Below are 24328 nucleotides of genomic sequence, written 5' to 3' on the forward strand. Positions count from 1 at the left end.
ACTTTTCGTTTTTTACCAGTCAAATTGATCCTTAGATGGAATAATTGCATTCCTGCAAAATTTTCCACGATGCAAATTTGAAAAAAATAATCCATAAGTTTTCATTTCGATTTAGTATGAAATACATAAATTATTTTAATAAATGTCGCGGGGTTTTCCTCTGGAAGGTCCTTTGAATTGGTATCCGGAGAAAAGCCCATCTGATCGACTGGAAGGTATGAAACCGAACGGTGGGAAGAATACCTACCGTCCTGGTAGTTACTTTTTCATTCCAGCCCGATCCCAAAAATCCGGTGAGCTGGGCCTGAGGTCGTCTCGTAGCTTGCGTTGGTGGTGAGGGGTTTGTCGATTGCTCCTTGTCAGACCATTACAAGCAATGGACGAGTTGAGAAAAAATCCCTAACAGCCAATACTATCCCGCATCGTACCTAATTCCCACATCTTCTCTGCGAATTCATGCATTAGCTCGGGTTTTAGAAAACAACCACCAACAACGAAACATTTGTTGGAAACGTACACTGGAGGATCACCAAGATGACGGTACGGATACGTTTCGGAACGTTTGGTGAATTCGCCAACTTCATGGCCGAAGCCTCAACGGGTCGGAACCAGGTTTTTGGTGTCACCAGTATGGCCGACGGGGACCGCGCGAAAGCCCTAATTTGGGACCTCGACGGCTTAGGCCTGGATGGACAAGTTACCGCGCGCTGTACAGCAAGTCTAGTTTCGGCCGCTCAACGATCACCCAAAACGGGCTGCCCGGTGACGGAAGCTCCACTATGCCCTTCTCAGGAACGTAGCCAAAAAACCGTTTGTCAGCTTTTTACCCTACCCGCATCGGGGAATTATGGACCCGACCCAAAGCCTGCTTTCACCCAACGCAGAAAATCCGTTCCCGGCTTCCGGTAGTTTACCGGATCATTCGCTGGGAAGCAAGGAAAGCACCAGTTGCTGTATCTTTGGATCGCTTTCGGGGCTGAGGGTAAAAAACACCTCGACCGTTTCTTGATCTCCTTCCATTGGAAAACTACCTCTGAGTTGGTTTTCCGGCTCCATGGTCCCGATTTCCCGAATCGTACCCGCTTCTTCCAGCATGGCTTCGATCTCCTTCCTGCGGTTTTCACGGGAGCGATCCAGGAAGAAATTTTCCGCAAAAATTTCGCTCTCCAACTCCTGCCCTCCCTGCTGTATCCATTCGACCAACTGGGCCTGCCGATGGGCTAGAATGGCAGAAACGGGGAGTTGTCGGGGTTGCAGGGCAAGGGTTTCGAAAAGCAATTCCCCGATTGCTGCATAGGGCCAGGGGCTGGTATACGTGAGATTGCCAAATGCCATTAGCCCCACCCCGTATTCGGGAAAAAACTGGTAATTGCTACCAAAACCCGGCAATGCCCCTCCGTGACCGACCTGTCGTAAACCATTGCAAAATTCGGTACTTCGCAGGCCATACCCATAGCCGGAAAGCTGTGGACAGGGCTTCCCGCTAAAATCCGTCCCGTTTGCATTCAAACGAGCAAATTGGGGCGTTTGCATCGCCCGAACTGAGCTTCTACGTATGGGTCCGTTTTCCGCATCATTTCGGGGAGGCCAGGCGGATAGGTGGAAACCGATATACTTACTAAAGTCTTCGATAGAAGTAATCAATCCCCCCATCGCTCCGTAGGAGCCATCATGTAACATGGGTTCCTGCTTCCAGCTTTCGTCTTCCCAGCGGTAACCGATGACCAGTTGCCCGGCAGGAACCCGGTCGTATTCCCAGTAGGTGTGCTCCATACCCAGCGGTACAAAAATATGTTGTCGAATATACTCCTGGTAAGACATCCCCGATACCTGAGAGACGATTTTTCCCAACATTGCATAGCCCGTGTTGCTGTATTCATAGGTATAGGCGGGAACATTGGAAAAGGAAATGCCTTCGCTAACCAGGTCTTGCAAGTATTGGTCCGGCTCGTCCAGCTGCCGGTCTCCCCATGGATTGTCCTCCGGAAAGCCGGCCGTCATGGTCAACAGGTTTTCGATGGTAATTGCCGGCGCATCCTTGCTGAGGTAGCGCATGGAGGCCATTTCGGGAATGTACCGGGATGCCGGGTCGGACAAGGACAAGCGGCCTTCCTCCATTAGTTTTAAAATAGCCATGGCCGTAAAACTCTTGGTCATGGAGGCAATCCGGAAAGCAGCGGAAGTCGATGCGGGAACGTTCTGCTCAATATTGATCAACCCGGTACTCCCTGAAATCAGCAACTCCTCATCCACCACCAGACCGTAGGCTACTCCCGGAATGTTTCGTTCCCGGGCATGGTCTTCGATAAGCTGCTGCAGCCTGGGCGCAATGCTTCGGATCTTTTCCTTGCGCTCGTCGCCAATGAATACGGGTGGCTGGTACGATTCGGAATAAGTGGATTCCGCCTGCAGCGGGGCAACATCTACTGATTCCTTGCTGCCGCAGGACCATAGTGTGGCGCTCAGGTAGGAACAAAGGAGAAATTGAGTTGTATTTTTCATAGGTTAGTGGATGGGGTTGGTTTACGCGTAATGGCATTAAAGTAGGTGCTGAAGAATCACTGCATACTACATCGATGCCCGCTCTTTGGAGAAGTAGTCGATGATAAGTTACGAAAGGCCAAAAACCGACAGGGCTAACCCAACGGCATGAAAATGGGGGTTTTTGCTCCAGACAAAGGCAGCGATCGTTGCGATGAAACAGGCAAAACTGATCGCCAGGGAAGTGGGGTACAGCACCCGGGCAATCCGCCCTCAGTCCTCTGCGGCTTTATGAATCGCATCCAGTAAGCTTCCTTCCTCCTTGGTGTCGTTGCCCAATTCCCAGAACATGATACCGCCCAGTCCCTTTTCCCGCACGTATTCGGTCTTGAGCCGCACAGAAACGGTATCGTCGTAGGAGACCATCAGGCTATCGTCCGCATTGTACATAAAAGGTGCTTTGGCGCGCTCATCCCAATACCGTTGAAAGCGGCTGTCCGGTTCGTACTGTTCCCGAATCTGATTGTAGGCCAACCAGCCGATATGGATTCCGCCAGCCAGCTGATACAGCCCGTTGTTTTCCGGCGGAACACCTTTCCACACCCTTCCGTAGAACGCACTTCCGATGACGATCTGCTTGGGATCAACCCCTTCATCTAGGAGGAAATTTACAATTTTTTCGGCCGAACGCGGATCGGGGTCTTTGCTTGCCCCCGATTGGTACAAGCTATCCAACCGGGCATGAAACGGTGTGCCCGCAATGGCTTCACTTTTCACATCCCCCAAGGGGGTATGATGCCCGGTGTACCTGGAGACACCGGATACCTGGTCATAAGTCATCACGTTGGTGTAATCTGCATAGTCCATGACCTCGTTTACCTCGATGTGGTCGTAGTAGCGCTTCCAACCCGCCGAGGCGAAGGTTAGCAATTTTGGTTCATCGAATTTGTCCAGCATCTCGCGCAGGCCTTTCATCAAAGCGGTGAAATTTTGCGTGTCTTCTTCCCGTGCCTTGGTACCGGCACCCGATATGCCCGGATACTCCCAGTCCATATCCATTCCGTCCAGTTGATAGGCATCAATAAACGCGGCCGCACTTGCAATGAATTTTGACCGACTCGCCTCCGTCAGGGCCATGTCCGAAAATCCATCTGCACCCCAGCCTCCACAGGCAATCATTACCTTCAGATCGGGGTTCCGCTCCTTTTGTCGGACCAGCGCTTCTAATTTTGGACCCGCTTCCTCGGGATTGCTAAACTTCATTTCTCCATCTATCACATGGGTGAAGGAGTAAATAATATGGGTGAGCTTTTCGACGGGCAGCTCCTCTGGTTTGTAATCACGCTCTGGCACGTAGTAGGCCATCACCACTGGAGCGTTGGGAGTGACATCGGCATTTGTAGCAGATTGTTGGTCTGACTCTTGCGAGCAGCCAACTAATAAAAGCAAGAGGTAGGTTTTCCAGTTAAATAGCATGGTTGTTAGTCTGAATATTTGGTAAGGGAATGTACGATCAATTTACTCCGCTGAAAAACCAAAATTATCACGAGTACGGAAACAATACGCAAAAAATTCAAAAAAGTAATCGGTGAGGAGAAACAAGATGTATTTTCATTCGAGAGAATTTAAATGGGACCAGTACATTCTTTAACCTATTCCAACGCCTCCCATTCTTCTTTTGTCGCGGGGCCTTTTTGGTGCTCCAGCATCATTTTCCAGGTCCCCTCTTTTACCAAGAGCCCATCAAAATGGATGTAATACCCACCCTTTTCGCCATTCGCTTCGAAGGAATAGTAGAAAATTCCGCTCTCAAAGGCAGTAGTGGGATCGCCCATTCGTTTGCTAAATCGAAAGGCCACGGACGATTTGCGTAATCCGGCACGGGTATCCTCAATGTCTTTTTTCCAGCCGGCAAGGGCCTTCGTGATCGGGTACGCGAGTCCTCTCGGGTCGGACACCAAGACCGCCTTTTCATGAAACGTAGCTGCGTAGCCTTCAAAGTCACCCTCTTCGATGGTTCGAGACACTTCGTTCCAGAATGCGTCTAATTCGGCCAATCGGCTGGCATCTGGGGTGTTGCCAGCTTGTGAAAATACATTTAGTGTGCAGAATAGAAAAAAAACGGACAGGCCAGCTTTTACAGTCGTCATGGATGTAGGATTACGTGTTCTGTATGGATATTTTTTTAATCTTCAGAGAGTTGCATGTTGACTTCCAAAATCGGTTTTACGGAACCGATGCAAGTACCCCGGTGGTAATACCACAATTTACTACTTCTTTTTGTTTTTTAGAAAGTTTTATTTTCCGGTCGTCAGCGCATGTTCATTTTTTTTGCGTTCTTCACACCATCCAACGGAGCTGGCTTCTCAAAACCCGCGTATTGATCTTCGTGTTTGTATTCCGGCTTTGCTCCCGAAACGAAAAAGCACATAAAATGAAAATTTTAGTAATTAATTGTGAACCATCGATTCCTTTGAAGCCTGCATTATCTTTTGCAAGAAATTGTATTATTCATTAGAAATACCGATTTTTAACAAGACCCGTTAGTTACAAGGAATCGTTCATTTCCTCCCTCGCCATGAAATACCTTGAATTGTTCCTACTTCTTTTCGTGTTTCTTGGATTGGGAATAGCCCCGTTGTACCCGGTGATCGGGATCGCGTATGTTCCCTCTCCCGTCGAAGGTATACGCACTCCGTTGACCGAGTATTTGGACAGCCAACGCTGTGGGCCGGGCCATCATTTGGGACACAAGTCGAAGTCAGCTTTTTACGACGTAAAATTGCGTTCTTTCGACTGCGAATACTATACGCAGGAGCTTGAAGAGCTGTACACGACCAATATCGACGATTTCGAGACCGTCGCCTACATCCTGGAGCAACTTAAATCGCTAGGCTGTTTGGAAACGGACCCGATGTTGAAAATGATCCAGGCGCAGTACGACTTGCTACAAGCGGCCATCAAACCCGAGGCTGAACGAGATCCGCTATCGAACAGCGAGGTGGATCAGGCAATACAGGAAGGCAACTATCACGAAGCTATTCGTCTCTTGAACGTGGCTATGGATGGGGAAACGGATGGGTTTAAAAAGGGAATGTATTCTTTCCAGATCGCTTCTATCCAATACAAGGAATTGGGACTTTTCGAGCAGGCGCGCAACAATGCCCGGCGGGCTGCTGAATTGGCAAGCGACTTTGGCAAAACGTACTTACTCCTGGGGGATATTTATTTAAAAATGAGCAGGAATTGTGGGGAGAGCTGGCAGGAACGCCTGGCAGTTCTCGCTGCAATTGAAAAATACGAACATGCACGGAACATCGATACCACCGTGGTAATTGAAGCCAACCGACGCATCTTGAACCTAAAGGGAAGCTTACCTCTGAGAGAGGATGGCTTCCAGCGTTCCGTTAATCCGGGTGATAAGGTTTTTGTACCTTGCGGCATCGATGAAACCATCACAGTTCGCTTTCAATAATTCCTGATGTCCTTTGTTTACGTTATCATCTTTTATCGTTCCTAACTAAGAACACGAGAAGTTGCTTTTCTAGGAGCGCGGCAAATCTAAAATGGAACAACTTAGGTTATGTCATTTGAAATTCCGAGGAAACAGATTTTGCGCACCATTTGATTGCTTTCGGTTAAAAAAAATCGGGCCAGCAACTGCAACATCGACCCTGCATTTGAATTTCAGAAAAACTCCTTGTTTACCAAATAAATATCCTATACGTATGAAAAATTCAAATGAATCGTGTATCATTATCGAATAATACCGGGTGAAATACCCGCGATTGACTAACTATAGATCTGCCGTACCCGACATGAATAAATCGACTTGTATTGCATTACTGATCGTATTTTCCGGTTGCTGGCAAACGAATCCGGCAACGTCGCTCCCTTCCCGGCCCAATATTCTGATCATCCTGGTCGATGACCTTGGTAAGGAATGGGTCAGCCAGTATGGTGCAGCGGATATTTCCACGCCGGCCATTGATGCCCTGGCCAAAAGCGGCATTACCTTTAGTAATGCGTATGCCATGCCCCAATGCACGCCAACCCGGGTCAGCTTATTGACCGGTCAGTATCCCTTCAGGCACGGTTGGGTAAATCATTGGGACGTTCCTCGCTGGGGTGGAGGAGCCCATTTTGACGAAACACGCTATCCCTCGCTGGGAAAGGAAATGAAAAAAGCAGGCTACGCTACCTGCATTGCCGGCAAGTGGCAAATCGATGATTTCCGGGTGGAACCCGATGCGCTCACAAAAAACGGGTTTGATGCCTATTGCATGTGGACGGGCTACGAAACGGGAGTAGCCGCAAGTGCCAATAGGTACCAGGACCCCTACCTGTACACAAAAGCAGGCAGTAAAACCCATACCGGAGCGTTTGGACCCGATGTGTTTAAACGATTCATTATCGATTTTATCCACAAAAACAAAGACAACCCCATGTTCATTTACTATCCCATGGTTCTCACCCACACGCCCTTCGTGAACACTCCCGATAGCAATGAAGCAGACAATCTGGGGAAGCACAAAGCCATGGTAGCCTATACCGATCGGATTACAGGCGAACTGGTAAAAGCGCTGGAAGATGCGGGGATCCGGGACAACACCCTCATTATCTGGACAACAGACAATGGTACTACCGGCGCAATTACCGGAACTCGAAATGGGTTTTCCGTAAAAGGTGGTAAGTCGAAAACCATCGAATCCGGCATCAATGTGCCTTTTCTGGTAAGCTGGCCCAAAAAAATTTCCGCAAATAGGGTTTCAGACGCGCTGATTGACTTTACGGATATTTTCCCTACCTGCCTGGAACTGGCAGGCATTCCCGAAAAGAAACAGCGGGATTCGGAGAATGAGCGATTTGAGATCGATGGCTTCTCCTTTCGGGATGTTTTGATCCACGGGGACCAATCTTCCCAGCGAAACTGGATTTTAGCCATGGGAGGTGGAAACAATGCCGCGCTTACAGAAAACGGCGTGGAAAATCAATACCTGTTTCGCGACCGCGTGGTTCGAAACAAACAGTACAAGTTGTACATCAATTCGGAACGGGAACCTGAAAAATTTATCGATTTACTAGCCGACCCGATGGAAACCACCAACTTACTCGACAGCCTGCATACCGAAGAAAGAAAGCGGCATTTCAAGCAGCTCCGTGAAATCATTCCTGCCTTCCCAGAAAAGGATAGCGACCCAAAATATACCCCAAATCCTCCCCAGGCCTGGGATGTACCGATAACGGAACAAAGCCAGGTATGGAAAAAGCAATAACCGAGACGGAAACGGACCCGTAACCGCTTGACAGCGTCCGCAGGAAGGACAATCCATAAACGAAAAAAACAATGATAAAAGCACTCCATTCACGGAAAAAGCCAAAAAAAATACGCTCGCTTTTTAAGCGGTACCTGCTGGTTTCTCCCCTGGCTTTGCTGTTTTTTGCCTGTGGAGACCCGGCTTCCTCCCGACTCAGCCTGCCAGCCCTGTCGGGAGAAATACAGGTTGACGGGCGAATAGACGAAAAAACCTGGGAACGCGCCTGGATTCTCGAGGGATTGATTTCCCCCTGGCCCGAGGAAAAAAATAATGACCAAACCACATTCAGAGCCTTTGTCTCTCCAACCCATTTCAATTTTTCCTTTGAGGTCCGGGACAATTCCCTGACAACGGTAGCCTTTCAAAACGAAGCATCCGTAGAAAAGGAAGATCGGGTGGAACTGTTTTTTTCCAGCGATACGACCCTCGCAAGGTACTATTGCATCGAAATCGACCCGAATGGAAACGTGCTCGATTATTCTGCGGCTTATTACCGCGAGTTTGACCCGACCTGGGATTTTACCAGCAAAGAGCTGGCTGCCAGGATCACCGATACCGGATACCTTGTTGAGGGGAAAATCTCCCTGGACGAACTGAGCGAACTGGGGATTTCCTTCCCCTTTTACCTTGGAATCTTTCGAGCCGACTTCAAACCTGCGCCCGACGAAACGGTTACCTGGTTTTCCTGGAAAAAACCAAACAGCCCAACGCCCGATTTTCACATCCCTTCGGCTTTTGGAGAAACGGTTCGAATGGAGTAAATTTCCTGCATGAGAACGATATTCCTTGCACTCGTTGCCGGCTGTCTCGCTTGCGCCTGCCAAACGGCAACCACCGACCCGGACCGGCCGATACAAGCTCCCCGGGGATACCTGAATGAAACCCTTCTGAATATCGCGTATGGATTGGGTAGCTTAGACTTGATCGAGTCCACTCCGGCAGTGCCGGAGAACCTGGAAGCGTTCACGGACATTCCCTACAAAACCATCGACGGGCTGGCGCTGCAGCTTGATATCTACCGGAAAAACGACTTGCAGGAACCGGCGCCCACCCTGATTTTTGTGCACGGCGGTGCCTGGAAAAAGGGCAAGCGGCAGGATTACCTCCCTTACCTGATCGATTATGCTGAAAAGGGCTACGTTACCGCCACCCTCTCCTACCGACTTTCTGGCGTAGCAACGTTTCCTGCCGCCGCACAGGATGTGAACTGCGGCATTAAGTGGATCAAACAACATGCGGACGCGTACGGCATTGATCCCGATCGGTTGGCACTCATTGGCGGATCTGCAGGCGGGCATCTGTCCCTTTTGCTTGGCTACGGAGGTGAGGAGCCATTGTTTAACCGGGATTGCGAGCAGGGCCCGGACAGCAGGGTGAAAGCGATTGTGGATTTATACGGCCCGGTAGATCTGACAACTCCCTACGCTATTTCCACCGAACAGGTGCAACGTTTTATGGGCAGCAGCTACGAGCAGGATCCGGAAATGTATCGGCTGGCATCGCCTCGTACCTTTATCACCGCCGATGATCCACCTACGCTTATTTTTCAGGGCACGATTGACTCCCTGGTACCGGTAAGCCAGTCGGATTCCCTGCAGCGTTGGCTGCAGCAAGCCGGGGTACCAAACGAGTACCACCGGCTAAAAGGCTGGCAGCATACCATGGATAGGGCGCGGGAGGTAAATGACTACTGTCAGTTTTACATCGACCGTTTTTTAGAACGATACCTGTAGTCCGTAAAGCGATGATTTGATGTGCTGCGTTGCTACCATTGACGACATTGGCACCAATGCGACCCGTTTCCGTCACTGCGGGAATTAATTTTTTTAAACGCAGAAATCGGGGTAACAGTGCTTAATTTTACCTATCTAAAAATCAACCTATTAAAAAAATAAAGAGTGACTTCTAATCACCTCCCCCAAGGCCCCTCCTGTTTTCAGGAGGGGGAGACAGGGGGTGGTAAAAACACGTCATCGGTCCTGAAACGATCCCAATCCTATTGCATCAATCGCCCCAGCACGCGCGGCAGTCTGTCGGAAGATGTGCACAGCAGGCGTTTTTAACTGCACTTTTTCGTAATACTTATGTCTACGCTCCGAATCAGATTGCTTTTTAGGCTGAGCCTGCCGATGCCCGCTGCGCTCGCAATGACGCGGTATGCGCACTGGAAACGCAGTCCGTCACTGCGAGGGGGCTAATCTGACCCCAATCGTATTTCATTAACCGCCCCAGCACCCGCGGCAGTCTGTAGGAAAACGTACAGAGCAGGCGTATTTAAATGCCCTTTTTCGTAATACTTACGCGAACGCCCCGAATCAGATTGCTTTTTAGGTTGAGCCTGCCGATGCCCGCTGCGCTCGCAATGACGACGTTGGAGTACTCATTTGGATAGAATAATCAATTGAGCACTTGGTATGTTCCTTCGGAAGTCTGTTAAGATATGCAATCGAGAAGAGAATCTTGAGTGCCTTTTTCAAAAAATCACATTAATCCAATGGTATAGAAATACTTAACTGTATTCGAGTAGAATTTTCTAAAAATATGTAATTTTAGTTAACCGCAAAACCCTCATCAAATCCAAAAAAATGAAAAAAGGTGGTGCTGTCTATATAATGACCAACCAAAATAATACTACATTATATGTTGGGGTAACAGAAAACCTTTTAAAAAGAGTAATGGAGCATAAATCTCGTTTAACCCCCTCCTCTTTTACATCACGATATAAAATAAAAAAATTGGTCTATTTTGAATTATTTCACTCAATAGAAGAGGCTATTTGCAGAGAGAAGCAACTTAAATCCGGGAGTAGAAAAAAGAAAAATGACTTAATCAATGCCTTTAATCCATCTTGGAAAGACCTGTACGAGGAGGTAAAAAATTGGTGATCTTTTGTTTTTGACAGGTTTCAGAAATACACGTCTTCAAGTATCACGATAAATATTCTCAAAGAGAGACTTGCGGATCAGCCTTACCTAACTCTCCTTTTCTGATTTCCTTGTGCTCTCGCTCCGATTCAAATTGTTTTTTAAGCTGAGCATACCGAAGCCCGCTCCGCTACCGATGACGACGTTGGCATCGCTGCGACACGTTTCCGTCACTGCAAGGGTGCTGACCTGACCCCAATCGTATTTCACTGACCTCCCAAGCACCCGCGGCAGTCTGTAGGAAAACGTACACAGCAGGCGTATTTGATTGACCTTCTTCGTGATTCTTACATCAACGCTCCGGTTCAGATTGCTTTTTAGGCTGAGCCTGCCGATGCCCGCTGCGCTCGCAATGACGCGGTATGCGCACTGGAAACGCAGTCCGTCACCGCGAGGGGGCTAATCTGACCCCAATCGTATTTCACTGACCTCCTAAGCACCCGCGGCAGTCTGTAGGAAGGAGTGCACAGCAGGCGTATCTAACTGCCCTCTTCCGAACTCCTTATGAGCTCGCTCCGGTTCAGATTGCTCCCTTTTCAGGCTGAGCCTGCCGAAGCCCGCAGGCTCAGGGACCAATGGCGCTCGCAATGACGGTCAGTACCAACTCCGCTCAGGGACCGGAAGGACCGGGGAGGCAAAATCAAATCTTCTCAAACACCGTCCGAAAACTACAGGCTTCCGACAACCTACCATGCAGCTCACCAATCGCTACCCGCTCCTGTTCCGTGGTATCACGGTGCCTAATGGTGACGGTATCGTCCTCCAGGGTCTGATGGTCTACGGCGATGCAGAAGGGCGTTCCGATCAAATCCTGCCGCGCGTACCGCTTGCCTATAGAGGCCGCCTCCTCGTAAATAATGTTGAAATCGTACTTCAATTGCTCGAAGATGGCCTTGCCCTTTTCCGGTAAGCCGTCTTTTTTGGTCAAGGGTAGGATGGCCGCTTTGACCGGTGCCAGGGCTGGGTGAAACTTGAGGTATACCCTGCTTTTATCTCCAATTTGCTCTTCCGTATAGGCATTGCAGAGCGTCATTAAAAACAAGCGGTCTGCCCCAATAGAAGTCTCAATCACGTAGGGAATATAGTTCTGGTTCACCTCGGGATCAAAGTATTGCTGCTTCTTTTTGCTGTATTCCTGGTGTGCTTTTAGGTCAAAGTCGGTACGGGAATGAATACCCTCCACTTCCTTAAAGCCAAAGGGAAATTGGTATTCGATGTCCAGGGCGGCGTTGGCATAATGGGCCAGCTTGTCGTGGTCGTGCCGACGGATTTTTTCTTCTGGTATCCCCAGCGCCAGGTGCCATTTTACCCGGGTATCTGCCCACTGCTTGTACCAGTCCAGTTCTGTACCGGGCCGTACAAAATACTGCATTTCCATTTGCTCAAACTCCCGCATGCGGAATATAAACTGCCGGGCTACAATTTCGTTTCGGAAAGCCTTTCCAATCTGTGCGATCCCAAAAGGCACTTTCATGCGGGCAGTCTTCTGCACGTTTAGGAAATTGACAAAAATGCCCTGAGCCGTCTCCGGCCTAAGGTAAATCGTGGATGCATCCTCGGCAACAGACCCCACCTGGGTAGAAAACATCAGGTTAAACTGACGAATTTCGGTCCAGTTGGCCGTACCACTCATCGGACAGGTAATGCCCTCGTTGATCATCAGCTCACGCAACGCGGAAAAATCGGCCGCATCCAGCAATTTCCCCATGGCAGCAAGCAATTCTCTGGCTCGCTCTACTTCTCCAGCCTGCTCGTACTGGGCCGCTTTTTCTTCGATCAACACATCCGCACGGTACCGCTTTTTGCTGTCCTTGTTGTCCACCATGGGATCGTTAAAGCTATCCACGTGACCGGAGGCTTTCCAGGTGGTGGGATGCATAAAAATAGCCGCATCCAACCCTACAATATTATCGTGCAGGCGGGTCATGGACTCCCACCACAGGCGTTTGAGATTGTTTTTCAATTCTACGCCATAGGGGCCGTAATCGTATACCGCCTGAAGTCCATCGTAAATTTCGGAAGATGGGTACACAAACCCATACTCTTTGGCATGGGCGATGATATCTTTGAGCAGATTGCTTTCCTGAGGTTGTGCTGATTTTGCCATGGGCGCAAAATTAAGCAAAAACCCATAGTGTACAAGGTTTTTACAGATCTCCCTGCATCAGGTAGGCACGGATATCGGCAATGTCCTGCGCCATCAGTCCCATTTCTGCCGGTTTGGGCATCAGACTCACCGGCACCTGCCGCTTTTCGGCTACCTCGGAGGCGGGGATTACGAAACGCTGCCCCTGGCTGTCAAGTACCGTGACCACCGGACCGTTGGACTGCAGCAGCCCGTACAGCGCAGCGCCATTTTTCAGGCGAATCAACCAGGATTCGGAACCAAACCCAATGGCTGCATCGGGCTGTACGATGGCGTTCACCAGGGTGGGTGCATCCATTTTTTGGCGAATGCCGCTTAGATAAGGACCTATTTCATTCCCGGAATCACCAATTCGGTGACAGGCCAGACAGTTTCTGGCAGCCAGGACCTTTCCATTTGTCACATCGCCCGCTAGCTGGTTGATACCTGCCTCGTCCAAATGCTGTTCGGTTCCAAACAGCCTGGTCAATAGGCTCCTTACAGCCAGACGGCCTTCCGTGGACCATTCCTCGGGTAATTGCGTCTTCAGGGAATCCGCTAAACTGCCTTTGACGGCTAAAAATGCCAGGTGCAATCGCCCCTCCGGGCTTTCTACCAGCCTGTTCAGGGCATCCTGCTGCGCTGCCATAGTCCCCAGGCTATCACTTAGCTGGTCTAGTGCAACGAGGAGCTCGGGCTGAGGGGCAGGTAAGTTATCCAAAGGTGGTTCCCAATCCACCAAAAAGTCCTGCCATTCGTTGTATTTCCTAAACTGCAACCACCAATCTGCTTGTTCGGCAAGGATCCCCTCTCCTTTCGCTAGCCTCAAAAAGGTTTCTACCGCTTCGTTATGTGGAATAAAGGCCAGCGTCTCCAGCGCCTGAAGGCGTTCCTCCGGGCTTAGCGATTCGCTGTGTACCCGGTGTATCAACGCCGGAATGGCGGCTTCGGGATGCAGCTCCCAAATCAGCGAGGCCTGAGCCGCGCTCCATGCCAGCGGGTCGGTATTCTTCCATTCCCGCTCAAACACCTCATTTGCCTGATCGCTAAGGGCAATCCCCAGGGCATAGCGGTACCAAGGATCGGTTCCGTCAAATCCCTCAATCAACTGGCTATACAGCGGGGCTGTTTTCTCGTAATCCAGTTTCCGCAAAAGTAACGCCCATTCCCGCCTCACCAGGGGATGGGCTTCGGAGATAAGCGTCGACGCTTCTCCCAGCAAGGCCTCGGGAGCAACCGCCGCCATGGCCCGAAGGCTTGTCAAAGCCAATTCCGGATTCTTGTCCCGAAGCAAAGGCCGCACTTTTTCCAGGCCAGGCGCACCCATTTCCGCAAGTAGCCAAATTGCCCGGGCCTGGTAAAAGGGATTGACATGATCCAGCAGGGGCTCCAGCTGGGGAATTACCGCAGCGCCTTGCTCCCGTAAAAGCTGAGCAGCACGGGCCCGTACATGCACCGCTGGATTGCAAAGGGCCGCCACCTGACCGGAAATGGTGCCAAAATCAATCGAAGGGCTGGCATAGTTCCGGCCTTTTTTGGTTATGCGGTAAATCTTTCCCTCCCCTCCCTTGTCGCGCATCTGATGCCCTCCGACAATGGGGTCGTACCAGTCGGCCACAAAAAGGGACCCATCCGTTCCCAGACTGGCATCGCTGGGACGAAACCACTTGCTGGTATCCGCCTCCACCTGATGCCAAATATATCCCTCATTGTCTGTGTCAACAGAAGCAATGAAGTTCTGCCTATTGGCCAGGGAATAGCCGGAGCCCTCCGGCCTGGGATGGTAGCCAAAAATAATGTTTCTTCCCGCATCGGCAGCGAGCAACAAACCCCGGTATGCTTCTCCCAATTCATCTCCTTCGATGCGCAGCATTCCGGTTGGAGAGCCTGCCCCATACACATTTCCCGAGGGCAAGACTCCTGGGTCGTGTTGGTGCCAGTGTGCTTCGGCGATGGTCTGACCGGGCCGGCGGTCGGCTTGCCAGGTACGGTCTCCCTTTTCGCTGAAAAAACCGGCATTCCCCCCCTCCATCAGCCAGGTGGTGCGGCAGGAGGCGGTCTGATCGTCGTTATCGCTTTGCCACATGTTGCCGTAGGAGTCCACAAATACTTCGTAGGCATTGCGGAAATTATGGGCCATCACTTCCATTCCGGTACCGTCGGGATTAATTCGAATGATCAACCCACCGGTATAAACCTTCCCGTCGTCACTTACCTGGGCCGGCACATTCTCTGTACTGTAGGGGGTGTATTCGTTGTACACGCTTCCGGAGCGCAAGGTCCAGCCTTCTTTGTCTTCCACCCGGTGTGGTCCGGCATTGCCGGCAATAAAATACCATTTGCCATCCGGTCCCAATTGCCCGGCATGCAAGCCGTGGTCGTGGTCCTTTCCCCCAAAACCCGTTAAAAACACCTCTTTGCTGTCCGGCAGGTCGTCCCCATCGGTATCGGTGTATACGATTACATGCGGCGAACAAGATACCACCACCTGATTGCCCACCACAGCGATGCCTAGCGGACTGCGTAAATCTTCGTCTTGTACAAATACCTGCGAAGTGTCTGCCTTTCCATCTCCATCCCGGTCTTCCAGGATGACAACCCGGTCGCCCGCTTCCCGCACCAGGTGACCGTCGGCATTGCGAAAATCGCGGTAATTGACAGCCTCGGTAAGCCATACCCTTCCTTTTGCGTCAACATCCATGTTGGTGGGATTGTGAAAGAGCGGGCTACTGGCCCACAGACTCACTTCCAGTTCCTCCGGTACATACAAAAGTGGCGCCTCCTGATTCCGGTTGCCAGTCCCGCAGGAGAGCAGGGCGAAAAAAAGAGACAGGGATAGTAGGCGGTAGGTTTTCATGGGCTAACTGCGAATGAGTTTTCGAACGAATTTCAAGTTTTGCTGGTAAGCCGGCACGATCTCCGCTCCATTGGGAAGCGCACCCTCCATAATTATCCAGTTCGTATACCCTATTTTATCCAAGGTGCCTTTCACTCGGGCAAAATCGACTTTGCCCTGCCCCAGCAGGTTTCCGTTTTCCTTGAAATGGATTTCGCATATATGTTCGGTTCCCAGCAGTTCCATTTCCCGAAAAATATCGTAGCCCATTTCGGTAGCATTCGCCACGTCGTAATACACTTTGACGTTAGGAGAACCGATGGCTTCGATGAGCTCCAGGTGTTCTTCCGCCGAAAGCCAGGATTCGATGGCCAGGTTGACCCCCATTTCTTCTGCTTTGGGAGCCACCTTTCGAAGCCGGCGCACTACTTCCGCTTTCCCCTCCGGATCGTCCCGCAAGTCGCCCTTGCCAAAGAAAGCCAGCAATACATTGGTACAGGACAGGGCACTGGCCACGTCGATGCTGTCGCGAACCCACGCCTCGGTTTCGGGGGCCGATTTGTAGGGCACCCGGTTTAGTTCCCCGATGGCGAGGCTGGCAATGCGCACCCCCTGCTCGCTGGAAGCCTGTAAATAGGCCTGCTGCATAGGCGGCTGGCGCAGGTGCATGTCGTTTTGGGCGGTACCCAGACTGACCTGCACGCCGTCAAGGCCGATTTCCTTCGCCCGGGAAAAGGCGCTGGGATCCGCGGTCTTGCCGATGGACCAATCACAGGCGCCGATGGAACGGTCGGCCCTATGCGCGTCATCCCCGCCGAATACCGGATGCCATACTGCGGTGGCTGCCAAGAGGCCCAGCTTTTTTACAAGTTTTCTTCGTTGAATGTCGATCATGGGTTCGGTTGTTTGGTACCTGCTATTCGGTATACCTTCCCATCGGCTTTGGTGAAGAGGTACATTTCCCCCTGCCGGTCTCTCGCCAGCCGCAAATCCACGCGGTTGCTGCCCGACAGTTCGGACAGGGGTTTGGAGGTCCCCTCGTAGCTTACCTGCCATTCGTATATCGGGGCTTGCCGGCCCCGGACCAAATCATCGGTTTCCACAAAAAACAAGCGGCCACGAACGATGTCGCCAAACAGGTATTTGCCTTGCAGCGCGGGGATTTGAGACCCTTGGTATTCGTACCCTCCGGAGATGGCGTTTCCCTCGTCGTGATCGTACATGGCCACCGGATAGGTATAGCCGAATTCCGCATCGTTTTCGGGAAGCGGAAACACCTGATTGATCGCCACTTCGGAGTCGATCACAAAGGTGCCTTCCCGGACTGGCCACCCGTAGTCGTCCCCGGCATGCACGATATACAGGGATTCGATTTGCCCCTGTCCAATATTAGTGGCCAACATTTTACCGTCTGCAGTCCAGGTAATCCGGTGGGCATTTCGAAAGCCATGCGCATAAATTTCCGGCAGGGCTCCTTCCCGACCCACGAAAGGATTGTTTGGGGGGATTCCATAGTTACCATTGGCGCTGTTACTTCCGGAGGGGTCGATGCGAAAGATAGAACCCCAGGCCTGACTTGCTCCATGGGGAACCCAGGGATGGCCGGCACCTACACTTCCGCCGTCTCCAATGCCTATGTACAACAAACCATAATCCGGGTCTCCTTTTTGGACCAGAGGATTGAAGGTCAATTCCTGCATACCATGGATACCCGTGACCATGTCGATACGGAAGAGTTCGCGGCTGTTGGCTTGCAGGGGAACTTCCAGCGGTTGCCCGGTTTGCCATTCGGTCACCACCCATTGCAGGGTGGATTTGATACTATCCCCGTAGGCAAAATCTGCGGCTGCGGTCCCCGGTTTTTCGGTGTGCGAGGTATACAGCAGACCGTTGTTGCCAAAGTCCGGATGAAAGGCAAAACTACCAAAGCCAGTAGCCAGGCCCGGTTGGTTAATAAAGGCGGGCATCTCCTGCTGCATGTCCAGATACAGTTGTGTTTCCTCCCCTTGCATGCGGTACATTTTACCCCTTAGGTCCATGATATACAAGTCGCCCGTCACGGGATGGTAATCCATTTTAGCGATGCGGGTGAGGGGTTTGTTTTCGGCAGAGGCCGGAATTGTACTGATCCACTCAAGCTCCACGACCAGGTCGGAAAGGGGAATGGGTTCGGGTATGGGGTTTAGAATGGAATCACCGCGGGCACCTTCGGCTACCTGAGGTGCCGGGTATTGGTGCATGTACGCTATGATGGCGTCGATTTGCTTTTCCTCCAGGTAGGCAAAACCCGGCATGTAGCTTTTATAGCGCGCAAAGACGGCCCCAGCTCGCTCGTCTCCACTATCGATCACTTCAGTGGGGTTTTTGATAAAGCGGCGCAGCCATTCCAGAGGCTGCTCTCGGGTAATGCCTCCGAGCTGGGGACCGATCCCGTCCTGTTCGAAACCATGGCAGCTGCTGCAGTGGGTACCAAACAGGTCCTCTCCGTTCGCCAGAGCTGCTTCGTCCATGGGAATCAGCTCCTCAAGTTTTTGATCTCCCGGGGAACAGGACCAGGAAATGGCAGTGGCTGCAAACAGCAGGTATCCGTAAAATCGGTTATTCATAAAGGGTATAGTCAGGCGATTGCCGATGATCTTTTTTCTAATTGACCCGACTAATCTACTCTATTCTACCAAAATAAAAAAACGAATGTGACCGATTGGAATCGGTAGATACAAGCATCGTTTGGAACATACCGTTCACTGTATTGAAATTGGGCCAACTCCTTTTGACTAATTTCGGGACAGGACATCGGAACTGACGAATACAGGTTGATCAAAGAAATAATCGTGTGTTATTTCAATTGGGGGCTGCAACTTGTTGGCCGGTAGAATCTCTGCAGTTTACCTAACTTTTTTCCCAATTTGCTGTAGGGTAGCTTTTGATAATTCGATGAAGAAACTGCACCCGCCTCATCTAATGCCTTGGACCCGGCAATCCCAGCTCTTTTCAGAAGGAAAGATTTTCAACGGTAAACTGACCATTATCCCCGTCTGAAAAAAATATAGCTCACGTAATCGTCTTTAAAAAATCGTAACCTTGCTTTCCAATGCTCCCTATTTAATCAAAAAATGCACCCTTCCGGTGCGCTTCTTTCGGCTTTCCTGTAAAAATTCAACTTTCCTACCTATTGTATTTCTATCTTTGCGGATACCCAGAAAAATAATTCATACCTATGAAAAAAATCTACCTGCCCGGAATAATCTTATTTTTTCTAATCAGTACCTCGCTTTTTGCCCAATCCACTAATTTCGGAGAAATTCGGGGAAAAGTCCTGGACAGTCAGGGGAAGAGCCCCCTGGGTTTCGCCACTGTGAGCGTATTTGATGCAACAAGTGCTGAAAAAAAACTGGTAAACGGAGGAATAACGTCCGAAGACGGTACCTTTTCCCTAAACCTTCCCCAGGGAGCGTTCGCGGTATTGGTGGAATTCATGGGTTACCGGGCTTTTGAATTAAGCGAACTGCGCATCAACCGGGACAACCGAAACGTGGATTTGGGCAGCATCGAAATGGAAGCGGATACCGAAAATCTGGATGAGGTGGTGGTACAGGGGGAAAAAACGATGATGGAGCTTTCCCTGGACAAACGAATCTTTAACGTGGGCAAGGACCTGGCCAATGCCGGAGGAACGGCCTCCGACATTCTGATGAACCTGCCTTCCATCACCGTGGATCCCGAAGGGGGCGTAAGTCTGCGCGGATCCAGCAATGTCCGCATTCTGGTAGACGGCAAACCTTCTGGTTTGGTTAGTTTCAAAGGCAGCAGTGGCCTGCAACAACTCCCCGCTAGCATGATTGAGACCGTAGAAGTCATCACCAATCCCTCCGCGCGCTACGAAGCCGAGGGAATGGCCGGCGTCATCAACATCGTCCTCAAAAAAGAAAATAACCAGGGCTTCAACGCCTCGCTGGAAGGAATTACGGGAAATCCGCACAATTTTGGCATGGCTGCCAACCTGAACTACCGGCGTAAGAACATCAACTGGTTTGTCAACTACGGAGTAGCCTACCGACGGGTGCCCCGGGAAGGAACCATCCGACAAGAAGTAAGCAATGCAGACACCAGTTTTTATTCCTACCAGACCACCCGCGGTACCGTCAACGGATTGAACAATAACATACGGGCAGGCCTGGATTATTTTTTCAGTGAAAAAAGCGTTCTCACCGGGTCCTATCTTTGGAGGAGAAGCGATGCCCGGCGCCTGACCAATATCCGGTACGACGATTATACCCGGGAAGGGGGACCCCTCGATAGCTATACCCTGCGAACGCAGGACGAAGACGAAAAAGAACCCAATTCTGAGTTTAACCTGACATACAAGCGAAGTTTTGACGAAAACGGTCATGTACTAAGTGTAGCGGTTACGTACCTGGATTATTGGGAAAACTCGGACCAGGTGTACACACAGGATGCCTTTTTTCCGGATGGAACGGCTATTCCGGGAGGATCGCTGCTGCAGACCTCCATCAACGACGAATTTGACCGGCAGTGGTTGCTGCAGCTGGACTATACCCAACCCATCGGAGGTGAAGGCAGCTTCGAAACCGGAATACGTAGCAGCATCCGGAACATGGAAAACGATTTTATCGTCAGCGAGCGTACCGAATCAGGAGCGATGGAGCCATTGCCTGGACTGGATGATATTTTCCTGTATGATGAAAACATCCACGCGGCCTACGCCATTTTGGGCAACAAAAGCAACAAACTCTCGTATCAGGGAGGCCTTCGGCTGGAATACACCGATGTAAAGACCACCCTGGTCCGCAGCAACGAAGTCAATCCCCGGGACTACGTCAACCTCTTTCCTTCCGCCCATTTTACCTACAACATCAGCCCCGACGATGCTATGCAACTGAGCTATAGCCGCAGGATTCGAAGGCCCGTGTACAACGACCTAAGCCCCTTCATGACCTTTTCCGATGCCCGGAATTTCTTTGCAGGAAACCCCGACCTGAATCCAGAATACACCGATGCATTTGAATTCGGGCATATCAAATACATGGACCATGGCTCGCTGTTTTCAACGGTTTATTACAGAAATACGAAAGACAAAATCGAACGCATCCGACGCGTGGACGAGGATGGGAATTCCACCACCTTCCCGGAAAACCTGATAGGGGAGCAATCCATGGGTTTTGAATTCACCACCGACTATTACCCTGTGGATTGGTGGAAACTGGATGCAAATTTCAACTTTTTTTATGCGCGGGTAGATGGTAGCAATATCCTTGACACGTACACCGCAGACACGTATTCCTGGTTTACCCGCCTGACCTCCCGCTTTACCCTGAACAATGGTCTGGATCTGCAACTACGAGGGAATTACGAAGGGCGCAGAAGGGTGGCTCAAGGTGTACAAAAGGCCATTACTTACCTGGACATTTCTGCCAGTAAGGACATCCTGAATGGCCGCGGAACGCTCATTCTAAATGTGATGGATGTCTTTAATTCCCGTAGAAATCGGTATATATTTGAAGGCCCGGGCTTTCTGACGGTTGGGGATATCCTGCCGCGAAAGCGACAAATTAACCTGACGCTCAACTACCGGATTAAGCAATCCAAAGCCCAAAGCAAGCCAACAATTCTTGGTGAGGAGTAAATTTTGGATGGAATAATCGCCTGAAAAATCAATGGCAAACATCTTTCAACAGGAATGCGGCTTTAGCCCATTCCGTAGAATATGATTCCATAGATCCTGGGCTTTCGCCAAAATTGGGAAGAGATTATGAAATAAACGCTTTACCGGATAAAAGATTTGGCTAAAGCCAATATGGTGGACGGGTCCTTTTTTGCCCACGGCTAAAGCAGTGGACAAACGACCAAAAGAAATCCTGGTTTCCGGGTGACCAACCCAACCAAAATATCCGCCAAAACCGGGTTTTTGTAAAAAACACTTTCCCTAAACAAGGCGTTTATCTGGTGTATGAAGTATGAACGAGCACTTGTCTGGCTGAGAAACGACTTGAGGTGGGAAGACAACCTCACATTGAAAAAAGCAACGGAACTTGCAGAAAGCATGTTTCCGGTTTACTGCCTGGATGCCCGACAGTTTGGGCCGGGTGATTTTGGACTAAAGAAAACCGGGCCTCACCGGGCCCGTTTCCTTCTGGAAACCCTCCGGGACTTGCAGCAACAAATCGCTGCGAAAGGAGGAAAACTACTACTTATCCAAGGCCATCCGGAAAAGGAAATTCCCGGCCTCGCCAAAACCCTGGGAGCCGGGGTGATTTGTTTTTCCCAGGAGGTCACTCCCGAGGAGGTCGGTGTGGAACAAGCCCTGGAAAAAGCTGCCTGGCAGTTGGGAATTGCCACCGAAAGCTTTTGGCAATCTACCCTTTTTCACGTTGACGACCTACCATTTCCAGTGACGCAACTCCCGGAAGTATTCACCCGCTTTCGAAAAGAATGCGAAAAATTGGTACAGGTTCGCCCGCTGGAAACCATTTCCGATCCGGTTCATTTCGCTCCCTTTCCGGAAAATTCAAGCGAAGGGTTTCCCGATTTAGAAGGGTTGGGTTATGCCCCAGCTGTTCTGGAATCTGCAGGAGACATGATTTTCCGGGGAGGCGCTACCGCTGCCAGGGAACGAATACACCACTACCTCTGGGAAACGGATGCACTGGCTGACTATAAAAACACCCGCAACGGCTTGCTTGGGCCGGATTATTCCAGCAAGTTGTCTCCCTGGCTAGCCCTGGGTGCGGTTTCTCCCCGGCAAGTTTACTGGGAAATCAAACGCTATGAAACCGAACGGACCAAGAACCAATCTACCTACTGGCTGATTTTCGAACTGATCTGGAGGGATTTTTTCCGGTTCATTGCTAAAAAACACGGATCCAGAATTTTCCAGCTAGCTGGGATTCGCAACAACGCGGGGTATTGGAAGGAGGATCGGGACCTATTTTTCAGCTGGACCGCAGGTGAGACGGGGATCCCATTTATCGATGCCAACATGCGGGAATTGAACGAAACCGGCTTTATGTCCAATCGGGGCAGGCAATTGGTTGCCAGTTTTCTGGTGAATGACTTGGAAATCGATTGGCGCTGGGGAGCAGCCTATTTTGAGCAGCAACTCATCGACTACGATCCATGCAGCAACTGGGGCAATTGGATGTACATTGCCGGTGTAGGAAACGACCCAAGATCGGATCGGTATTTCAATATTTTATTGCAAGCCAAAAAATACGACCCTCGAGGGGATTACATTGGCCGCTGGATCCCGGAATTGGCTAAACTGAGCGGCTTTGACCGGCATGTGCCCTTCCATCTTTCTTCCGAAATCCTGAAAAAAAACCGATTAAAGCTCGGAACGGATTACCCCATGCCACTTGTTTCTGCTGAAAACTGGAGTGTATGAGGCTATTTCGGCAAACTTTCCAGAACCAGTGCAACCAGCTCAGCTTTTGACGCATTCTTTATCCAACGGCTGACGATCACCAAGTCGTGGTCCTCGTCTACGTACACCATATTGGTACCCGCGCCCAGGTGAAAGAAGGCCGATTCGGGTGCTGCGGGTATTTCCCGACGGCCCGTATTTAAAAAATAATTCATAAAGCCGTAATTATCCTGGGCGGTACCCGGCACACGGGATTTAGCCATCCAATCGGAAGAAATGAGCTGTTCGCCCTTCCACTGCCCCTTTCGAAGGGTTAGGTAGCCAAATCGGGCCAGGTCATAGGCATTGATCATCATTCCACCACCCCAATGCGATCCTCCACTCACGGATTGCATGATTTGCCCGTCGAGTACAACAAAGGAATTCTCGTACCCCGTCCATCGCCAGGTGGGACTCGCACCGATTTTATCCATCACGCGTTCCCTCAGCACGACGGGAAGCGGCTTTCGCCACACGTTCATCGCTGCCAGGGCAAGCACATTCACCCGGGTATCGTTGTACGTAAATACCGTTCCCGGCTCGTTCCGTTCCCGGCCCAGCCAGGTTTCACTAGCACCCCGGGGTCGGTCGGCCCAATCGGGCTTTCCCCATAAAGTACCTTCCCAGTCCGACGTTTGCCGAAGCAGGTGCTCCCAGGTGATCTTTCGGTTGTGGATACCAGAAAACAGGTCAATAACGTCTTCTTCATTTAGATGCGCTGCTTTGTCTCGGTGGGCCAAATCCGGATTGTAGGGGATAATGGGCGCCATGTACGGATGGACCAAATCTTTTTCATTGGCGATCAACCCTTGATCCACCGCTAACCCTACCACGGTGGACAAAAAACTCTTAGCCACACTAAATGTCAGGTCTACCCGCTCGGGTTCTCCCCACTTGCCAATTACGTATCCCTTGTAAATAATCAAGCCGGTAGCAGGGCCCCTGAACTTCATGGGGCCGATAGGATATCCAAAAGGCTCCCTGCCAAACCCACTGAGGTAGTGGGCTATTTTTAAATTGGGATCTGCATCACTTTCCTCTCGGATGGCGAGGGCTATGGCTTCCTGAAGCCGTGCGCCCTGCACGCCAAGCGCTTCGGGGTTCCTTTCCTCCCAATGTCCCTTTTCGGGGAAAAAATCCTGCCCTTGTACCCAGCCTGGCAGCAAAACGGCCGCTACCAGCAGGCAACTAATTAGAGAATGGCGTAAAATCATGTCGTTCATG

The 24328-nt window shown here is 50.7% G+C and carries 15 protein-coding genes and 1 pseudogene; 8 read left to right on the top strand and 8 right to left on the bottom strand.

Going from position 1 to position 24328, the window contains the following annotated elements; genetic code table 11:
* Nucleotides 1–513 precede the first annotated feature (513 nt).
* Nucleotides 514–909, top strand: a pseudogene (locus GCU44_RS23480) (hypothetical protein); the annotation flags it as partial.
* A 9-nt stretch (nucleotides 910–918) separates the two neighbouring features.
* On the opposite strand, the gene GCU44_RS12805 reads toward GCU44_RS23480, so the two are convergent.
* From GCU44_RS12805 to GCU44_RS12815, 3 genes are all read right to left on the bottom strand, one after another.
* A complete protein-coding gene (locus tag GCU44_RS12805) occupies nucleotides 919–2502 on the bottom strand; it encodes a serine hydrolase domain-containing protein (RefSeq protein ID WP_154856753.1) in 1584 nt (527 codons plus the stop codon).
* A 252-nt stretch (nucleotides 2503–2754) separates the two neighbouring features.
* A complete protein-coding gene (locus tag GCU44_RS12810) occupies nucleotides 2755–3930 on the bottom strand; it encodes a glycoside hydrolase family 18 protein (RefSeq protein ID WP_241684940.1) in 1176 nt (391 codons plus the stop codon).
* 203 nt (nucleotides 3931–4133) lie between these two features.
* Nucleotides 4134–4631 carry a hypothetical protein gene (locus GCU44_RS12815; RefSeq protein ID WP_154856755.1) on the bottom strand — a complete coding sequence of 166 codons (498 nt, stop codon included), beginning with the start codon at nucleotides 4629–4631 and terminating at the stop codon, nucleotides 4134–4136.
* Nucleotides 4632–5059: 428 nt separating this feature from the next.
* Here GCU44_RS12815 and GCU44_RS12820 point away from each other — a divergent pair, with 428 nt between their 5' ends.
* From GCU44_RS12820 to GCU44_RS12840, 5 genes are all read left to right on the top strand, one after another.
* Nucleotides 5060–5956, top strand: coding sequence for a hypothetical protein (locus GCU44_RS12820; RefSeq protein WP_154856756.1), 897 nt, complete (start codon nucleotides 5060–5062; stop codon nucleotides 5954–5956).
* 313 nt (nucleotides 5957–6269) lie between these two features.
* On the top strand, nucleotides 6270–7757 hold the full coding sequence (locus GCU44_RS12825; RefSeq protein ID WP_241684941.1) for a sulfatase-like hydrolase/transferase: 1488 nt from the start codon (nucleotides 6270–6272) through the stop codon (nucleotides 7755–7757).
* 71 nt (nucleotides 7758–7828) lie between these two features.
* Nucleotides 7829–8560, top strand: coding sequence for a sugar-binding protein (locus GCU44_RS12830; protein ID WP_154856757.1), 732 nt, complete (start codon nucleotides 7829–7831; stop codon nucleotides 8558–8560).
* A 9-nt stretch (nucleotides 8561–8569) separates the two neighbouring features.
* Nucleotides 8570–9532: an alpha/beta hydrolase gene (locus tag GCU44_RS12835; protein WP_154856758.1), complete on the top strand. Its 963-nt coding sequence runs from the start codon at nucleotides 8570–8572 to the stop codon at nucleotides 9530–9532.
* An 852-nt stretch (nucleotides 9533–10384) separates the two neighbouring features.
* The gene (locus tag GCU44_RS12840) at nucleotides 10385–10684 is read left to right on the top strand and encodes a GIY-YIG nuclease family protein (RefSeq protein WP_154856759.1); all 300 of its coding nucleotides are present in this window, start codon (nucleotides 10385–10387) and stop codon (nucleotides 10682–10684) included.
* 679 nt (nucleotides 10685–11363) lie between these two features.
* Here GCU44_RS12840 and GCU44_RS12845 read toward each other — a convergent pair.
* The 4 genes from GCU44_RS12845 to GCU44_RS12860 are packed head-to-tail and all read right to left on the bottom strand — an operon-like array spanning nucleotide 11364 to nucleotide 18290.
* Nucleotides 11364–12830: a glycine--tRNA ligase gene (locus tag GCU44_RS12845; protein ID WP_154856760.1), complete on the bottom strand. Its 1467-nt coding sequence runs from the start codon at nucleotides 12828–12830 to the stop codon at nucleotides 11364–11366.
* Nucleotides 12831–12870: 40 nt separating this feature from the next.
* Nucleotides 12871–15705, bottom strand: a complete 2835-nt coding sequence (locus GCU44_RS12850; protein ID WP_154856761.1) for a PVC-type heme-binding CxxCH protein — start codon at nucleotides 15703–15705, stop codon at nucleotides 12871–12873.
* Between the two features lie 3 nt (nucleotides 15706–15708).
* Entirely contained in the window at nucleotides 15709–16578 is an 870-nt protein-coding gene (locus GCU44_RS12855) for a sugar phosphate isomerase/epimerase family protein (RefSeq protein ID WP_154856762.1), read from the bottom strand.
* Complete coding sequence (locus GCU44_RS12860; protein ID WP_154856763.1) at nucleotides 16575–18290, bottom strand: PQQ-dependent sugar dehydrogenase; 1716 nt, start codon at nucleotides 18288–18290, stop codon at nucleotides 16575–16577. The genes GCU44_RS12855 and GCU44_RS12860 overlap by 4 nt, the downstream gene beginning before the upstream one ends.
* 611 nt (nucleotides 18291–18901) lie before the next feature.
* Here GCU44_RS12860 and GCU44_RS12865 point away from each other — a divergent pair.
* Complete coding sequence (locus tag GCU44_RS12865) at nucleotides 18902–21328, top strand: TonB-dependent receptor domain-containing protein (protein WP_154856764.1); 2427 nt, start codon at nucleotides 18902–18904, stop codon at nucleotides 21326–21328.
* A 324-nt stretch (nucleotides 21329–21652) separates the two neighbouring features.
* Entirely contained in the window at nucleotides 21653–23086 is a 1434-nt protein-coding gene (locus tag GCU44_RS12870) for a DASH family cryptochrome (protein ID WP_154856765.1), read from the top strand.
* Nucleotides 23087–23088: 2 nt separating this feature from the next.
* On the opposite strand, the gene GCU44_RS12875 is transcribed toward GCU44_RS12870, so the two are convergent.
* A complete protein-coding gene (locus GCU44_RS12875) occupies nucleotides 23089–24327 on the bottom strand; it encodes a serine hydrolase domain-containing protein (protein ID WP_394366492.1) in 1239 nt (412 codons plus the stop codon).
* Between the last annotated feature and the right edge of the window lies 1 nt (nucleotide 24328).

Source organism: Cyclobacterium xiamenense, from assembly GCF_009467825.1.
Taxonomy (GTDB): Bacteria; Bacteroidota; Bacteroidia; order Cytophagales; family Cyclobacteriaceae; genus Cyclobacterium; species Cyclobacterium xiamenense.

What these genes read in the sequence shown, in the direction of transcription:
- GCU44_RS12830 (WP_154856757.1), top strand. Translation starts at nt 7,829, where the DNA reads ATGATAAAAGCACTCCATTCACGGAAAAAGCCAAAAAAAATACGCTCG.
- GCU44_RS12840 (WP_154856759.1), top strand. Translation starts at nt 10,385, where the DNA reads ATGAAAAAAGGTGGTGCTGTCTATATAATGACCAACCAAAATAATACT.
- GCU44_RS12845 (WP_154856760.1), bottom strand. Translation starts at nt 12,830, where the DNA reads ATGGCAAAATCAGCACAACCTCAGGAAAGCAATCTGCTCAAAGATATC.
- GCU44_RS12870 (WP_154856765.1), top strand. Translation starts at nt 21,653, where the DNA reads ATGAAGTATGAACGAGCACTTGTCTGGCTGAGAAACGACTTGAGGTGG.
- GCU44_RS12855 (WP_154856762.1), bottom strand. Translation starts at nt 16,578, where the DNA reads ATGATCGACATTCAACGAAGAAAACTTGTAAAAAAGCTGGGCCTCTTG.
- GCU44_RS12835 (WP_154856758.1), top strand. Translation starts at nt 8,570, where the DNA reads ATGAGAACGATATTCCTTGCACTCGTTGCCGGCTGTCTCGCTTGCGCC.
- GCU44_RS12820 (WP_154856756.1), top strand. Translation starts at nt 5,060, where the DNA reads ATGAAATACCTTGAATTGTTCCTACTTCTTTTCGTGTTTCTTGGATTG.
- GCU44_RS12860 (WP_154856763.1), bottom strand. Translation starts at nt 18,290, where the DNA reads ATGAATAACCGATTTTACGGATACCTGCTGTTTGCAGCCACTGCCATT.
- GCU44_RS12815 (WP_154856755.1), bottom strand. Translation starts at nt 4,631, where the DNA reads ATGACGACTGTAAAAGCTGGCCTGTCCGTTTTTTTTCTATTCTGCACA.
- GCU44_RS12865 (WP_154856764.1), top strand. Translation starts at nt 18,902, where the DNA reads ATGAAAAAAATCTACCTGCCCGGAATAATCTTATTTTTTCTAATCAGT.
- GCU44_RS12850 (WP_154856761.1), bottom strand. Translation starts at nt 15,705, where the DNA reads ATGAAAACCTACCGCCTACTATCCCTGTCTCTTTTTTTCGCCCTGCTC.
- GCU44_RS12805 (WP_154856753.1), bottom strand. Translation starts at nt 2,502, where the DNA reads ATGAAAAATACAACTCAATTTCTCCTTTGTTCCTACCTGAGCGCCACA.
- GCU44_RS12875 (WP_394366492.1), bottom strand. Translation starts at nt 24,327, where the DNA reads ATGAACGACATGATTTTACGCCATTCTCTAATTAGTTGCCTGCTGGTA.